At 63.9% G+C, this 14,653-nt stretch carries 16 protein-coding genes; 6 read left to right on the top strand and 10 right to left on the bottom strand.

The window, feature by feature from the left end:
- Positions 1–583 (top strand): hypothetical protein (locus HCU76_RS18385; RefSeq protein ID WP_218510257.1); only part of this gene is annotated, 583 nt, incomplete at its 5' end.
- 464 nt (positions 584–1,047) lie between these two features.
- Here HCU76_RS18385 and HCU76_RS18380 read toward each other — a convergent pair.
- Both HCU76_RS18380 and HCU76_RS18375 read right to left on the bottom strand, forming a co-directional pair.
- The gene (locus HCU76_RS18380; RefSeq protein ID WP_218510256.1) at positions 1,048–1,368 is read right to left on the bottom strand and encodes a DUF4145 domain-containing protein; all 321 of its coding nucleotides are present in this window, start codon (positions 1,366–1,368) and stop codon (positions 1,048–1,050) included.
- Positions 1,347–1,799, bottom strand: coding sequence for a hypothetical protein (locus HCU76_RS18375; protein WP_218510255.1), 453 nt, complete (start codon positions 1,797–1,799; stop codon positions 1,347–1,349). Before HCU76_RS18375 ends, HCU76_RS18380 begins: the two co-directional genes overlap by 22 nt.
- 1,273 nt (positions 1,800–3,072) lie before the next feature.
- Between HCU76_RS18375 and HCU76_RS18370 the strand changes: the two genes are divergently transcribed.
- Positions 3,073–3,372: a hypothetical protein gene (locus HCU76_RS18370; RefSeq protein ID WP_218510254.1), complete on the top strand. Its 300-nt coding sequence runs from the start codon at positions 3,073–3,075 to the stop codon at positions 3,370–3,372.
- A 277-nt stretch (positions 3,373–3,649) separates the two neighbouring features.
- On the opposite strand, the gene HCU76_RS18365 is transcribed toward HCU76_RS18370, so the two are convergent.
- The 4 genes from HCU76_RS18365 to HCU76_RS18355 all read right to left on the bottom strand — a co-directional run bounded on the left by HCU76_RS18365 (position 3,650) and on the right by HCU76_RS18355 (position 7,374).
- The gene (locus tag HCU76_RS18365) at positions 3,650–4,120 is read right to left on the bottom strand and encodes an H-NS family nucleoid-associated regulatory protein (RefSeq protein ID WP_218510253.1); all 471 of its coding nucleotides are present in this window, start codon (positions 4,118–4,120) and stop codon (positions 3,650–3,652) included.
- A gap of 255 nt (positions 4,121–4,375) precedes the next feature.
- Positions 4,376–6,256 (bottom strand): glutamine--fructose-6-phosphate transaminase (isomerizing), encoded by a 1,881-nt coding sequence (gene glmS / locus HCU76_RS18360; protein ID WP_218510252.1) that lies wholly within the window; start codon positions 6,254–6,256, stop codon positions 4,376–4,378.
- A 303-nt stretch (positions 6,257–6,559) separates the two neighbouring features.
- Positions 6,560–6,802 (bottom strand): DUF481 domain-containing protein, encoded by a 243-nt coding sequence (locus HCU76_RS37230; protein WP_371319853.1) that lies wholly within the window; start codon positions 6,800–6,802, stop codon positions 6,560–6,562.
- Positions 6,772–7,374, bottom strand: a complete 603-nt coding sequence (locus HCU76_RS18355; RefSeq protein WP_256354262.1) for a DUF481 domain-containing protein — start codon at positions 7,372–7,374, stop codon at positions 6,772–6,774. Before HCU76_RS18355 ends, HCU76_RS37230 begins: the two co-directional genes overlap by 31 nt.
- Positions 7,375–7,742: 368 nt before the next feature.
- On the opposite strand from HCU76_RS18355, the gene HCU76_RS18350 reads away from it, so the two are divergent.
- Positions 7,743–8,234 (top strand): Lrp/AsnC family transcriptional regulator, encoded by a 492-nt coding sequence (locus HCU76_RS18350; RefSeq protein ID WP_213953028.1) that lies wholly within the window; start codon positions 7,743–7,745, stop codon positions 8,232–8,234.
- 13 nt (positions 8,235–8,247) lie between these two features.
- On the opposite strand, the gene glmU is transcribed toward HCU76_RS18350, so the two are convergent.
- Positions 8,248–9,660 carry a bifunctional UDP-N-acetylglucosamine diphosphorylase/glucosamine-1-phosphate N-acetyltransferase GlmU gene (gene glmU / locus HCU76_RS18345; RefSeq protein WP_218510250.1) on the bottom strand — a complete coding sequence of 471 codons (1,413 nt, stop codon included), beginning with the start codon at positions 9,658–9,660 and terminating at the stop codon, positions 8,248–8,250.
- Between glmU and HCU76_RS18340 the strand changes: the two genes are divergently transcribed.
- Positions 9,659–10,543, top strand: coding sequence for a DUF6279 family lipoprotein (locus HCU76_RS18340; RefSeq protein ID WP_218510249.1), 885 nt, complete (start codon positions 9,659–9,661; stop codon positions 10,541–10,543). The genes glmU and HCU76_RS18340 overlap by 2 nt on opposite strands.
- On the opposite strand, the gene HCU76_RS18335 is transcribed toward HCU76_RS18340, so the two are convergent.
- Together HCU76_RS18335 and HCU76_RS18330 are read right to left on the bottom strand one after the other, a co-directional pair.
- Complete coding sequence (locus HCU76_RS18335) at positions 10,525–11,811, bottom strand: hypothetical protein (RefSeq protein ID WP_213953025.1); 1,287 nt, start codon at positions 11,809–11,811, stop codon at positions 10,525–10,527. The two genes, HCU76_RS18340 and HCU76_RS18335, sit on opposite strands and share 19 nt — an antisense overlap.
- 17 nt (positions 11,812–11,828) lie before the next feature.
- Complete coding sequence (locus tag HCU76_RS18330) at positions 11,829–12,530, bottom strand: Crp/Fnr family transcriptional regulator (RefSeq protein WP_256354276.1); 702 nt, start codon at positions 12,528–12,530, stop codon at positions 11,829–11,831.
- Between the two features lie 163 nt (positions 12,531–12,693).
- Between HCU76_RS18330 and HCU76_RS18325 the strand changes: the two genes are divergently transcribed.
- On the top strand, positions 12,694–13,092 hold the full coding sequence (locus HCU76_RS18325; RefSeq protein ID WP_213953023.1) for a BLUF domain-containing protein: 399 nt from the start codon (positions 12,694–12,696) through the stop codon (positions 13,090–13,092).
- 49 nt (positions 13,093–13,141) lie between these two features.
- Here HCU76_RS18325 and HCU76_RS18320 read toward each other — a convergent pair whose 3' ends face one another.
- Positions 13,142–13,453: a DUF2917 domain-containing protein gene (locus HCU76_RS18320; protein ID WP_218510247.1), complete on the bottom strand. Its 312-nt coding sequence runs from the start codon at positions 13,451–13,453 to the stop codon at positions 13,142–13,144.
- Between the two features lie 126 nt (positions 13,454–13,579).
- On the opposite strand from HCU76_RS18320, the gene HCU76_RS18315 reads away from it, so the two are divergent.
- Entirely contained in the window at positions 13,580–14,563 is a 984-nt protein-coding gene (locus HCU76_RS18315) for a LysR substrate-binding domain-containing protein (RefSeq protein WP_218510246.1), read from the top strand.
- Positions 14,564–14,653: the final 90 nt, after the last annotated feature.

Genomic DNA, 14,653 nt, shown 5'->3' with positions numbered 1-14,653 from the left:
CCCTGAACAGAAGGAGGGGATTTCTAAACCGGACAGCCGCCCGTCCCCTTTCGCCGTCGTCCGGTCCGACACCTTCAAGGAGAAGGCTCTACTCCTCCTCCTGACAGCGGTTCTTTCAGGCGTATGTGTGCCGTGGGTGGTCAAGTCAATCGATGAAGCTCGCGAAAGCCGTGCCGCAGTGTCTCGAGCACAGGCAAAGCTCTTCGATGATATTTCTGAAACCATCCTTACCTATGAGACGCTGGTCCTAGATGTCTCTTGGTTCGGCACAAAGGAAGCAAAGAACGCCGAAATGCAGAGGAAGGCGTTCGAGCGATACAGCGAGAAAGTGGTTGAACTCGTTGCAAAGTGGCGCGCGCAGGCGAGCCGCGCGCAGACCCTAGCATCTAAATCAACGGCCGCGAAATTGGACAAGCTCCTTGAGCGTGTGTTTTTCAAACAGGACACACCTACCAACAAGCTCTGGACCTGTGATCGTGATTGCAACTGGCAAAAGCAGCATGAGGAGAACATTCGAATGCTGGGCGAGGCCAACCGAATTATTGAGGACCTAGCGCGGGATCTTGGCTTGGTCAAAAGTTGATCTCTACCGATTGTCATCGCCTCTCGTCGCTTCGATGGCCGGCCGCTTCGACAGGTTGCGGGACAACATTCGACGTACGTCTGTCGTTTGAACGGCGGTCCGGCAGATGTGCAGCGTATGCTGCCTTTGAGGGTTGCTTGACCAATTCACGCTGTGAGCCCGACTCCAGTCGTCCCAGCGCGAAGAAGACCTCGACATCAACGCCCGGTCAGAAGGTATTGCAGTCGTAGCTCGGCTGCATCCCTGCGGCCACCGTGCTATCGCAGAGTCGAACGACTGCTTTCTTCGCCACGCAACTGGAGGTCAGGGCCCAAAGCGGCCATCCGAGCCTACCTCTCAAACGTCAGCGTGAAAAAGGTCAGGCTATGAAGTCTTGCTCAGATTGGCGTTGCGAATCGTGTCAATCATAGACATCAGGCGAGCGGTGATGAAGGCTTGGTCCCCACGGCGCCAGCCTTTTCTGTTTACAGCCTATCCACGAGTTGAGGGTAGCGCGTCGTGAACGAATCGACGACGGTGCTCGCCGATTCGATGTAGTACTCGACCGCTTGCCTGGAAATCAGAAACTCTTCCTTGTGGGCAGCTTGATTGCGAAGCCGTCGAAGCATATCCAGTAGTTCGGCCTCTTCGGGAAGAATCACTTCTTGCTGCTTAAGACTCTTGATCACCTTAATGGCGTTGTTTACCCCTGAAATTGGTGGCATGTCCACTACATCTGAAAGTTGGGCAAGCACCTCTTCAACAACGAGCCAGCAGCCGAAGATCAGGCCACGAGCCGCGTGCACGTCCTTTGGCGCTCTGGCCCGCGCCTCCGTAGCAATGCTTCGGAGCTTCTTCTGACCTTGCTAAGTCGAACCGTTGGTGTTCTTGGAGCAACTGGTGAGGGTGGAGTATTCGGAACAACATGATCAGGTGCGAGTTCGTCGTCAACGGTCATAGCCTGTGGCGTCTCAACAATATCGGCCGTCGCTGTTGGAGATGACGCTGGTAATCGAATCTCTGCGGCTAGCTGCGCAAGCTCTTCAGCTTTGCGCTCGAACTCGAACTCCATCCCGAATCCCTTAGCTTTCGAGGCAGTTGAAAGCTTCTCGAGGAGCGTCAATATCTGCTCGTGGTATCGAATGGCGATAAACACGAAAACCAAGGGCCAAGCCAGGCCCTTCAGCAGGACAACGCCAGCTTTAAGCACTTCAACGCCAGCCGTAAGCTTGTCCATCCCGCTCTCCTCATTTGCCGGAGAGTGTATCCGTCCGTATCCCGGTGGAAAGGGTTCGACGGCGAGGACGTGGAGAGAAGATGAACGCAACGCTTTTCATGCTCACGGCCGTCGCGGTCGCCTTTTCGAAGGGCGACAAGGTTGCCCCAGTGGCCGGCAAGGTCCGGGATGTACTTCGTCGATTCTCGGATGTGGACGAAGACGATGAGAACATCGCGCCCCCATGTCGTAGAACTTTGCGCTCCCGGCGACCTACCGGCTCCGCGACTTGCTAGACCCTGGGCACCCTTGCCAAGGAGGTCAAGAACGCTCATTCGTCCTGCGTTCAATGGTCAGAGCGTTGAAACTAACCTTCGGGGGGCGCCCTCATTCGGTACAAAGAACCGGCCAACCGTTCTCTCCACGCCACTTCTGTTCGAGAAAAGTCCTCAGCATCTTGTTGCCGGCGCTTCCGGGAGCGTGCCTTTCGCAGGTGCGGAAATAGAACTTCCATTGGTATCGGCAGGCGTCCTCATACTGCGAAAGGCACAAGCACCCGGTACCTTTGTGTCCGTGAGTGTGCTCACGCGCTCTGGCCTTTAGGTCGCCGTGCTCACCAAAGTACACGATGAACGTTCCTCCCTCAACGGACGGGGTGATGGCCGCCCCATTTTTGATGAGGTACTCCATGCTCGAGAGTCTTCGCGCTATTTGATAGTGCTTTCCCTCTTGCTGAGGGAGCGGGAGGCCGGCGAGCACTGACATCGGGGCGTTGGTCTCGATTGCGTACCATCCCGGAACCGCGGGAATCCCTTTCCAGCCGGTCGCGAAGGAAAACGCGAATGTCAGGTTTCGGCGGCCTCCGCCGTTCGCCGGCGAAGTTTGACTGGCTGCAACCAGTCTTGAGCACGCTTTCGAGCTTGGGCCTCTGGAACGATTGGCCATAGCCGGATACTCAGTCGGAACGCCCCGGCGTCCGCTGAAGCTGCATGCCTCACCGAGGCGCTGCTCAGGTCCGGGACACTCGTCGGGGGCCGCGTGGCCGGCGTGTCGATCGAGTCAACGTTCGCGGCCGTGCTTTCACACATCTTCAGGCTTGCGCCTCGTTTGCGCCAACGCCGCTGCCGGTGCGCTTGCGACGGCTCATCTAGAAAGCCGGCTTGGCGGACCGCCCCGGCGGCCCATGGTTTGGCGGTCGGCACGGGGTGGCGTTTTATCGGGAGCTTGCGCTTGCGATGCCCACGGGCATCGTGCCGCGCTGCTTCGACGCCCAATGGGATGCCGACACGGGCACTTGGCACTGTTGCTTGAAGATCTCACGGACTCGCACCTTGTTGCGACGCACTGGCCCGTGCCGCCCACCTTTGCGCAGCGCGAGACCATTGTCCAAACGCGGACTCGATTTCAAGCGGCGTGGTGGGACAACACGCGACTCGGCGTCACGGTCGGGTGCGGCACGACCTGCATCGAGATTCCGCAACTCGCGCAGGCTACTCGACGGCGCGTCGGGTTTGAAATGAGTGCTTCCAGCTCATTTTGGAGCAAGACGGAAGCGGTTCTAGAAAAGGTCCGCCAGCTAAATGTCGCCACGTAGTTGACCTCGGGGCGCAAAAATCAAACAGATTCTGCAATCGCTCCAACGGGTCTGGGCAACGGATCTCCCATGACGACCAAGGTAGAACCAGCGAAGTCCCTGAAAGTGGCTGGGAAGGTCGTGGCGCCGTAGGATCTGTCGCTGCGCCCAAAATGCGCAACGCTGGACACATCCGAGGCTTAGATTTGTCAATCGCGGTTACTGCGACGCGGCAACCGTCGGTTCACATCGATCGGCGTCAAGATAACGCATCGGAGTTATGTGTAGCCTAGATCAACTACGCCCGAAGCGATTCCTCGTTCTGGCCAGCGGCGATCGCGTCCTTCAGCCATTTTGGACGCGGCCCAAAGCCGCTCCACGTGTTACCAGCGCCATCTCGGTATGACGCTTTTGCGGCTCGCCGCTTCGGCGTCGCGATCCCACTCGGTTTCGAGGCGGCTACAGAACCGACTATGAACTCTTCTAAAGGACGACCTGCTTCCAAAGCTTGACGAAGCCAATTTGGACGCTTGCCCTTCCCCGACCAAGAGTTACCTCGTCCATCGCTGTACTTGGCTGAAGAAGCAAGGGCGACTGTCCGAGTCGCTTTCTCGCCGTCGCCAAAGAGATGATTGGGGGTCAGCCCATAGTGTGCTATCGCAACCTTGATTCGTTCAACGACACCGTGAATCTCCTGTTCGCGGATTCTGTCGGCCTGCTCTTGAAGGGCTTTGATCTTCAATTGCAGCTGCGCGTAACTTTGAGCCATCGGTCACTCCAAGAGTCGGGATGCTTGACTCTAGCAGCGGGAAAGAATGCCCGAGTCGCGCGCGAGGCGTTCACAAGGCATGGAGTGAGGCCCGCGGAGCAGGCCCCATCAAGTTTCTACGGGGAAGGAGAATCGTGTCAGCCCCCGCCGATCGACCATGTTACAGATCCAGCCGGCGGCGAAGTTCCGACAATTTTTATTTCGCTCCCGACAGACATTATTCCCATCGGTCACGGCCGGAACACCACAATCGCATCACTCCACCGTCACGCTCTTGGCCAGGTTGCGTGGCTTGTCCACGTCCGTGCCGCGCGCACACGCCGTGTGATACGCCAGCAACTGCAGCGGCACCACGTGCAGCAGCGGCGACAGCGCACCGTAGTGCTCCGGCATGCGAATGACGTGCACGCCATCGCTGCTTTCGATCCTGGTGTCGCCGTCGGCCAGCACGTACAGCACGCCGCCGCGCGCGCGGACTTCCTGCAGGTTGCTCTTGAGCTTCTCCAGGAGTGCATCGTTCGGCGCCACGGTCACGACCGGCATCTCGCTCGTGACCAGCGCCAGCGGTCCGTGCTTGAGTTCACCCGCGGCATACGCCTCGGCGTGGATGTACGTGACTTCCTTGAGCTTGAGCGCACCTTCGAGCGCGATCGGGTAGTGCAGCCCGCGGCCGAGGAACAGCGCGTTTTCCTTGCGCGCGAAGTCCTCCGACCAGCTGATGATCTGCGGCTCCAGCGCCAGCACCGATTGCAGCGCCACCGGCAGGTGTCGCATCTCCTGCAGGTACTTCGCCTCGTCCTCGTCCGTGAGCCGCCCCTTGGCTTGCGCGAGCGCGAGCGTCAGCAGGAACAGGCCCGCCAGCTGCGTCGTGAAGGCCTTCGTCGATGCCACGCCGATCTCGACGCCGGCGCGCGTGATGTAGGCCAGCTTGCATTCGCGCACCATCGCGCTGGTGGCCACGTTGCAGATGGTCAGCGTCTGTTCCATGCCCAGGCTGCGCGCATGCTTGAGCGCGGCCAGCGTGTCGGCGGTTTCGCCGGACTGCGTGATCGTGACGATCAGCGTCTTCGGGTCAGGCACCGAATCGCGATAACGGTATTCGCTGGCGATCTCGACCTGCGTCGGTATCCTGGCGATGCTCTCGAGCCAGTACTTGGCCGTGCAGCCGCTGTAATAGCTGGTGCCGCAGGCCAGGATCAGGACCTTGTCGATCTCCTTGAATACGCGGTGCGCACTGGCGCCGGTGCTGCCGTCATTCGTCACGCCGTCGAACAGTTCGGGTGCGATGCCCACCACGCCTTCGAGCGTGTCGGCGATGGCGCGCGGCTGCTCGAAGATTTCCTTCTGCATGTAGTGGCGATACGGACCGAGCTCGGCCGCGCCGCTGTGCGCCTGCACGGTGCGAACCTGGCGCATCACCGGCTTGTGCGCGCGATCGACGATCCAGTACTTGCCCGGCTGCAGGTCGATCACGTCGCCTTCGTCGAGGTAGACGATCTGGTCGGTCACGCCGGCCAGCGCCATCGCGTCGCTGGCCAGGAAGTTCTCGGTGCCGTCCTTGCCCACGCCGAGGATCAGCGGCGAGCCAGCGCGCGCGCCGATCACGCGATGCGGTTCGTCGCGGCAGATCACCGCGATCGCGTACGCGCCGTGCAATTGCAGCACCGCGGCCTTGACCGCCTCGAACAGGTCGCCGTCGTAGAGGCTGTCGATCAGGTGGGCGATGACCTCGGTGTCGGTCTGGCTGTGGAAGACGTAGCCCCTGGCCTGCAGCGCTGCACGCAGCGACTCGTGGTTCTCGATGATGCCGTTGTGGACCAGCGCGATGCGGGCCGGCCGGATGGTTTCCGCGCCCTCGCCTGTGCCGTGGCTGAAATGCGGGTGGGCGTTGTGCACGGCCGGCGCACCGTGCGTGGCCCAGCGCGTGTGGGCGATGCCGGTGAGGCCTTCGATCTTGTCTTCTGCGACCTGGGTCAGCAGGTCCGCGACGCGCGAGGTGGTGCGTGCGCGCGTCAGCCCGCCCGCGTGCACGGCCACGCCGCAGGAGTCATAGCCGCGGTATTCGAGCCGCTGAAGGCCCTGGACCAGGACCGGGACGATGTTGCGATGGGAAGCCGCGCCGACGATGCCGCACATAGGAAATTGCCTTGTTGAGATTGACCAGAGAGTGCGAATGGTAGGCGTCAGGACAAAAACTAAGCTTCCAATAATCACCATAAATTGACTATAAATTTCTTCCATAGTCATTTTTGAATGTTTATTCCCTTTTACTTTTCATTTCGGAATAAACATCCACATCGCTGCCGTTGCCGACCAAGAAAAAGCCCGCCGAAGCGGGGCCGAAGTCACAGGTGGCGATGGCTCTTCTCAAACTGGCCGTGCCATCCGACGCGATCCCCCGCGGAGCGGGGGCCGGGCGCGGCCCGTCAACGGGGTCGCTCAGTACTTGTAGCCAAAGCCCACGGTGAGCAGGGCATCGGTCGTCTTGCGGCCCACCGGCACCTTGGAGGCATGGCGCACGGTCACGCCGGTATTGAGCGTCCAGGCGCCGGAAATGGCGGTGGCCAGGCCGGCGTCGAAGGTGGTCAGCGTGCCGAGGTCGCCGCTGCCCGGGCGGAACTCCAGCCGTTGCCTGAACGACGTGGTCGAACTCAGCCGATGCGAGGATTGCTCGCCAAACAGGAGTTCAGCGCCGCTGGCCGAGGTGCCGTCCGTGTAGCGCAGGTTCGCCGCACCGACACGGCGTAGACGTCGAAGCTGGTGTCCGGCGTCTGGACGATGTGATAGCCAGCGCCCACGTCCGCGCCGATGCGTGAACGCAGCCCGGCCACCTTGTTGGTCTCGCCTTCTGCCGTGCCGAATGCGAACACGCGTTGCGTCAGGTTGTAGTCGTAGCGGCCACCCAGGCGCAGGCTGTCGGAATTGGCCGTCTTCACGCCGTTGTTCTTGCTGGTGCCGTAGTTTGCGATGCCCCACAGCGAGATCTTGTCCTGCGCTGTCGCCTTGACGCCGTCCGCCGCGCCAGAGAGTACGAAGGAAGATGCATTGCCCGACGCGGCTGCCCCGCCGATCGAGATGCCGCCATGCCATTGGTTGTCCAGCGGCGTGACGGGCGCCGCTGCAGGTGCCGGGGCCACCACTGGAGGCGGCGCCTTCACGGTTTGCGCGTGCGCGGTGGCGAGGACGCCCAGCGTTGCGACGAAGGCCGCAGACAGGCGGGTGATTTGTGACAGTCTGGAAGAAGTACGGTTCATGGGTCCCTGAAATCGAAGTCATGTGTTCTTGAAGCGCGTGGGGAGGTGCGGGAGGAATCAAGGTTTCATAGGCACGGAGGGGCTTGTATTCACTGGCCCGGAACGCCTCTTTGGACGACCGAGTTGACCCGCTTGCGCCGCCGCGACCCACGCAAATCGAACTTTCGGCGTACAGGCGCGCGAACCGTGAAATAAGTCAAATCCAGCGCGTGGCATTGGTCTCGTTCGACCTTTGCATTGCAACTCTGGGGCCGAAAGCGACTCGCGCCGAACCCGCGCTTGAGCGAACATTTCATTGCACATCGATTCATGAAATCCGATGTCATGGATCCCGATCGACGGAGTTTTCCTCCAGAATCGCGCCAACCATGGAATCAATCTCACTGGACACCACCGATCTGCGCCTGCTAGATGCCTTGCAGCGCGACGCATCGCGAACCAACCAGCAACTGGCCGCCGATCTCCATCTCTCGCCGCCCACCTGCCTGCGCCGCGTGCAACGCCTGCGCGGCGCCGGCCTCATCGAGCGCGAGATCGCCCTGCTCTCGCCCGACAAGCTCGCGCCCTTGCTCGGCCATGGCCTGCAGGCGGTGGTTGAGATTTCGCTGGACCGCCAGGGCAGCGAGGCGCTGGACGCCTTCGAGGCGCGCGTCGCGCCCGACGACGCGGTGCAGCAGTGCTACCGGGTGTCGCCCGGCCCCGACTTCGTGTTGATCGTCGCGACGCGCGACATGCCCGACTACCTGGCGCTCCAGCAACGGCTGTTCACGGCCGATGCGAACGTGCGCAACGTCAAGGCGTACTTCAGCCTGAAGCGGGCGAAGTTCGCACCGCTGGTGCCGATGGGCGCGCCCGCATAGGCGGCGGGCGCTTTCAGCCCTTGGGCTGCTTCACAGGCCGTTTCCAGTCCTCGAAGCTCACTTGCCTGCTGCGCCCGATGGTCAAGGCGCCCGGCGCGGTCGACTTGGTCACCGTCGAGCCGCCGCCCACCGTGCCGCCCGCGCCGATGGTCACCGGCGCCACCAGCACGCAGTTGCTGCCCACGTGCACGTCGTCGCCGATGATGGTGCGGTGCTTGTTGGCGCCGTCGTAGTTGGCGGTGATGCTGCCCGCCCCGTAGTTCACCCGCGCACCGACCGTGGCGTCGCCCAGGTAGGCCAGGTGATTGGCCTTGGCGCCCGCGTCGAGCGTCGAATTCTTGACCTCCACGAAATTGCCGATGTGCACCTCGGCGCCCAGGCGCGCGCCCGGACGCAGCCGCGCGAACGGACCGATGCGCGAGCCCTCGCCCACGGTCACGCCGGCCTTCTCGCCGTCGATGTGGGTGAACGGGTGGATGACCGCGCCGGTCTCGATGCGCGCGTTGGCGATCACACAGTTGGCGCCGATCGTCACACCGGCGCCCAATGACACCGCGCCTTCGAAGACGCAGTTGACATCGATCTCCACATCGGCCTCGCACACCAGCGAGCCGCGCACGTCGAAGCGTGCCGGGTCGGCCAGCCGCACGCCCTGCGCCATCAGTGCATCGGCCAGGCGGCGCTGCCATGCGCGCTCCAGGCCCGCAAGCTGGGCCGGGTCGTTGACGCCGGTGACCTGCAGGTGGTCGTCGGTGCGATGCGCCACCACCGGCACGCCGTCGAGCGTGGCCATGCGGACGATATCGGTCAGGTAGAACTCGCCCTGCGCATTGCGGTTGTCCAGCCGCGCCAGCCACGGCTTGAGCAGCCGCGCGGGCACCGCCATGACGCCGCTGTAGACCTCCTTGATGGCGCGCTGCGCCTCGGTCGCGTCCTTCTGCTCCACGATGGCCTGCACCGCATCGCCATCGCGCAGGATGCGACCGTAGCCGGTCGGATTCTCGAAGTCGATCGTCAGCAGCGCAAGCCGGCGGCCAGCACAGGCCGCGATCAACGCGCGCAAGGTGTCCTCTCGGATCAGCGGCACATCGCCTGACAGCACGACCACGATGCCGTCATCGGGCAGCAGCGGCGCTGCCTGCTGCACCGCATGGCCGGTGCCGAGCTGAGGCATCTGGCGCGCGAAGACCGGCGCGCAGGGCGCATCCGCCAGCGCGGCCTCGACTTCGTTGGCGCCATGCCCGGTCACCACCACCACGCAGCGCGCGTGCAGGCGCGCTGCGGTGTCCAGGACGTGCAGCGCCAGCGCGCGCCCTGCCAAACGATGCAACACTTTGGGCCAACTGCTCTTCATGCGCGTGCCCTTGCCGGCCGCCATGACGACGATGTCGACCGGCCCTTCATTGTTGTGGGAAAAATCTGTCATGCCTGCGTACTCGCTCGATCAATGCTGGAAGTTGGCGCGGATTATCGTCGCCGCCCTCGCATGCGCGCTGTTGTGCGCCTGCAGCTCGGTCAGGCTGGCCTACAACAACCTGCCGACCGTGACATGGTGGTGGCTCGATGGCTATGTCGACCTGGACGCCACCCAATCTCCGCGCGTGCGCGAGGCGCTGGCGCAATTGCTGGACTGGCACCGCCGCAACGAGTTGCCCAAGTTCGTCGCCCTGCTGCAAAGGGCGCAGGCGCTGGCCCCGGACACGCTCACGCCGGAGCAGGTGTGCGCCTTCAGCGACGAGATCCGCGACCGCCTGCTGGCCTTTGCGGTGCGTGCCGAGGCGCCGGGCGCGACGCTGGCGCTGAGCCTGGGCGATGACCAGCTTCAGCACCTGCAACGCAAGTACGCCAAGGTCAACGAGGCCTGGCGCAAGGACTGGCTCGCGCTCGATCCGGAGCAGCGCCAGGACAAGCGCTTTGACCAGATGCTCGACCGCTATGAAGATTTCTATGGGCCGCTCGACGCATCGCAGCGCGAGCTGCTGCGGCGGCTCGTCGCGGCGTCCGCCTTCAGCGCCGAGCGCATGGACGCCCAGCGGCGCCTGCGGCAACAGGAAGCGCTGGCCCTGCTGCGCGGACTCCGGGCCGCCCCGCCGTCATCGGCGGACACGCAGGCCGCGCTGAACGCCTACGTGCAAAGGATCGCCTATCCGCCGCCCGGCCCCTGGCGCGATTACCAGCAAGCCCTGTCGGTGGAGGGTTGCCGCAACCTCGCCGCCCTGCACAACGCCACCACCGCGTCCCAGCGCGAACGTGCGGCGCGGCGGCTGCGCGACTACGAGAACGACGTGCGTCAGCTGGCGGCGTCCTGATCGGCGTGCAGGTGCGAAAGGCGCGCGCCGAGCAGCGCGTATTGCGCCACGAAATTGGCCAGGCTGGTCGCCACGCCGAAGCCCAGCACCGACACCAGGTCGGAAATGCCGAACAGCCAGAAATACAGCACCTGCACAGCAATGATCACCGGCACGGTGTAGTGCTGCTTGGCCGTGAGCCCACGCGCGGCCAGCGTGCGGAAGGCGAAGCCCGAGGCATTGATGAGGATGGCCGAGAGAATCACCATCCACACGTAGGGCTCCAGGTTGTTGTACTTCGCCCCGAGCAACATGACCCACAGGTGCCCGCCATACACGGCGCTCAACAGCACCAGCGCCATCGCGCCCAAGTAGGCGGCGTGCACCCGCAGCACGATCCTGCCCAGCCGCGGCCCCGCGGGCGCACGCGCAAGCGCGGGAAAGAGCAACACGACGGTCACGCGATCCACCACCGTCAGCACGATCGCGAGCCGGCCGAACGCACCCACGTCGGCCAGCAAGTCGGTCGAGCCGAACAGCGAGGCGAGGAAAATCGTGGCCACGCCCTGGACCTGCAGGAAGATCCCGGCCGGCAACAGGGGCAGCACGATCTTCAGCGCCTGCCGGTCCACCTTCTTGCGATCGGCCGCATCGAGCCGCACATCGGGCACGCCCAGCTTGCGCAAGGCCATTCGGTACAACTGCACGGCCACCATGCCCGAGGCCGTCGTCGCGCCGAGGATGCCCGTGACCGACCAATCCGTGACCGGCAGCAGCAGCACGACGCCGATCAGCACGAGGCGGGTCGTCAGCGCGGCGGCGGCGATGCGGTTGGTGGCGGAGATATGCCCGAGCACCACCGCCACCGAGTTGGCATAGTGCTCGCGCAGCTGCAGCAGCACGATGGCGAAGTACAGCACCGTGCCGACCAGGTAGGCCGGCTCCAGCCAACCGCGGCCACTCGAGTTGACGTACCAGTAGGGCCCCACCACCAGCAGGCCCGCCGTCAGCATCACCCAGCGCCAGCTGAAGACCTGCTTGCAGACGCCCACGACCCATGAATGCTCGCCGGCACGCGTGCCGATGACCGGCAACACGCAATGCGCAAGGCCGAGATCGCTCACGCCCAGCATCAGGTTCGAGGCAGCGACGAGGAAGGTGTACTGGGCATATTGATCCTTGGGCAGGACATTGACGATGAGCAGCCCGGCAATGCCTGCGAAGACCACCCCGAGCATTTCGATACCGCCGACCGCCAACACCTGGCGCAAACGGGCTTTGAGATTCATGGACGACGGGAACGCTTTCAGATCAGTGGGGTCGGCCGCAAGGGCCTTTCGAAATAGTCGCCGAGCGCTTCGAGCGCCTTCGGCTCGAGGATGCGCAGCCAGCCATTGTCGAACTGGTGCAGGCCGAGGTGCTGAAGTCGCCGCAGGGTCTTGTTGGTGTGGACAAGGGACAGGCCGATCGCATCGGCAATGTGCTGCTGGTTGAAGGGAAACTCGACCCAGCCGTCGCGCTCGAGGCCGGCCCGCTGGGCGCGGCGATACAGATGCATGAGCAGCATCGCGATGCGCTCCGTGGCATTGCGCCGGCCCGCGGTCACGAGATTGTCGTCGACCATCTTTTCTTCGCGGGCGGCGAGCCAGGTGATGTCGTAGCCGAGCCGTGGCTGGCTGTTGAACAAGGGCCAAAGCTTATCGCGCGGAAACACGCACAGCGTGACCATCGTTGCCGCCTCCACGCCGTGCGTCTGGCCATCCGCGAACTCGTCCTGCACGCCGATGAAATCGCCGGGCAACAGGAAGCTGAGGATCTGCCGCCGGCCGTCGCTCAGCGTCTTGAAGCGGAATGCCCAGCCCGAGTACAGCGTGAAGAGCTGCGGGCTCGCGTGGAACTCCTCGACGATGGGACGACCCGCCTGCACCATGCGCTCGCCGTGGCGGAACGACTGAATCGCAAGGAGTTCCTCGGCCGACACCGGCGTGAATGCGGGACTGGCACGCAGCCCGCACGACTCGCACGGGTGGGCGCACTGCGGTGGGTAGACGGGGGCGGCGTAGTCCTCGAGTTTCACCGGCGCACTATAGGCCGCGAACCCGGGCTCGCGCGCGGCACTGTGTCTTTTCACATTTTCGGACCGTGCATTGCTCCCTAGACTCCCGGACCTCATGCCCCACGCGAATCCGGACCTTCACGAAATCCTCTATTGCAGCAACCTCGCCACGGGCCTGTCGCCCGCAGTGGTCGGCACCATCGTCGCGCATGCGCGCGTGCGCAATGCGCAACGCGGCGTCACGGGCTTGCTGGTGTTCGATGGTTATCGCTTCTGCCACCACTTCGAGGGGCCGCGCGACACCACCGTGCGGCTCATGGACCGCATCAGCGACGACCCGCGCCACACGGACGTGCGCGTGGTCTACGAAGGCCCACTCGAGCAGCGGCGCTATCCGCGCTTCGAGATGGGTCTGGCCGATGCGGATCTGAATTTCCCGGACCTGGAAGGGCTCGACGGCAACGAAGCACTCGCGCGCTTCCTGCAGTTGCGACCCGGCTACGACGTTTCCTGACCCCCGGGGCCGCGCCGCGCGGTGGCCGCAGTAGAAAGATTCACACCTTCTAGGCGACGTCCCAGGTGTAGGTCGCTCCGTAGCCGTCCCACGGCTCCATCACGAGGCGCTCACCGGCAGCGACGCGCAGCGACTCGCCGGGCGCCAGGACGATGTCCTCGCTGGCATGTGCGCGGTTGGCGTCGAGCGTGACCCAGACGCGGCCCTGGCGAATGCGCATGATGCTGTTCGATGAGGCCTTCAGGCTGATCGCCTGGCCGGGGTCGATCTGCCACGCACCGCGACGCGTCGCGGCCGGCACGGTGGCCGGGCGAGCGGGCAACGATACGGACGGGGACGAGGTGCAGACTGCGGTGGACATGGTGGACTCCTGGATGGTTGCCGGATTTCGCAAAATCGCGAATCCGGAATGAATGATCCGTCTTGCCCCGTTGGCAGTCCAATGAATACGAGATAGGCTACTGATTCCGTTTTCGCATCAATCACCGTGCAATATTCCCAGACCCACCTGCGCTCCCGGCCGATCTCGGCGGGTCATTTGCGCGCCTTCGAGGCGGTCGCCCGGCACCTCAACTTCCGCGCGGCGGCCGAGGAGATGGCGCTCACCCAATCGGCCGTCAGCCGGCAGATCCAGTCGCTCGAGGAGGAAGTCGGCGTCGGGCTGTTCCTGCGCCACACGCGCGCGGTCGAGCTCACCAGTGCCGGCGCGCAACTGTTGCTCGCCGTGCAGCAGTCGCTGCCGCGCATCGACGGTGCGGTGCGGCAGATCCGGCAGAGCGCGGGACGCAAGAGCGTGTCGCTCACCACCTTTGCCTCGTTCGCGTCGATGTGGCTGATCCCGCGGCTCGAAGCCTTCCAGCGCGACAACCCCGACATCGACATTCGCATCGACGCCAGCGACGTGGCCATGGACCTGGAGATGGCCGACGTCGACATCGCGTTGCGCTACGGCCCGGCCAGCCACATGCCGCCGGGCGCAGTGCGCCTGTTCGGCGAGACGCTCACGCCCGTGGCCAGCCCCTGGCTCATCAAGAGCAGCCCGCCCATCCGGAAGCCGGCCGACATCGTGAGCTTCACGCTCATCGAGGCCGGCGACGCGCACCGCTCGCACCTTGAATGGCTGACCTGGCGCCGCTGGTTCGAGACCGCGGGCCTCACGCGCGAGCAACCGCCACGCTGGCTCTACTTCAACTATGCCTACCAGATGGTGCAGGCGGCCTTGACCGGACAGGGCCTGGTGCTGGCGCGCAGTTCCCTCATCGCCGAGAGCCTGGCCAACGGCGACCTGGTGGAAGTGCTGCCGCAACACCGCATGGATTCACCGATGGCCTACTGGCTGCTGGTCGGCCCGCGCAGCGCGCAGCGCCCGGAGATCAAGGCCTTCCGCGACTGGCTGCAGGCGCAGGCCGCCGTCACGCGCGAGACCATCGGCGAGGTGCCGGACCCGGACACGGTCGACTTCATCGATTGAAGAGGCCCGTTGCGCGGAGAACTTGCTCAAGGCCTCCAGTGACCCTCCTCGGGCCGGGTTGTATCGCTGCGCCCGCAGCCAGACAATCAG

Origin of the sequence: Variovorax sp. dw_308 (assembly GCF_019207085.1) — a bacterium.
In the GTDB taxonomy this organism is placed as follows: Bacteria; Pseudomonadota; Gammaproteobacteria; order Burkholderiales; family Burkholderiaceae_C; genus Variovorax.
This window is presented reverse-complemented; position numbering and strand designations above follow the sequence as displayed.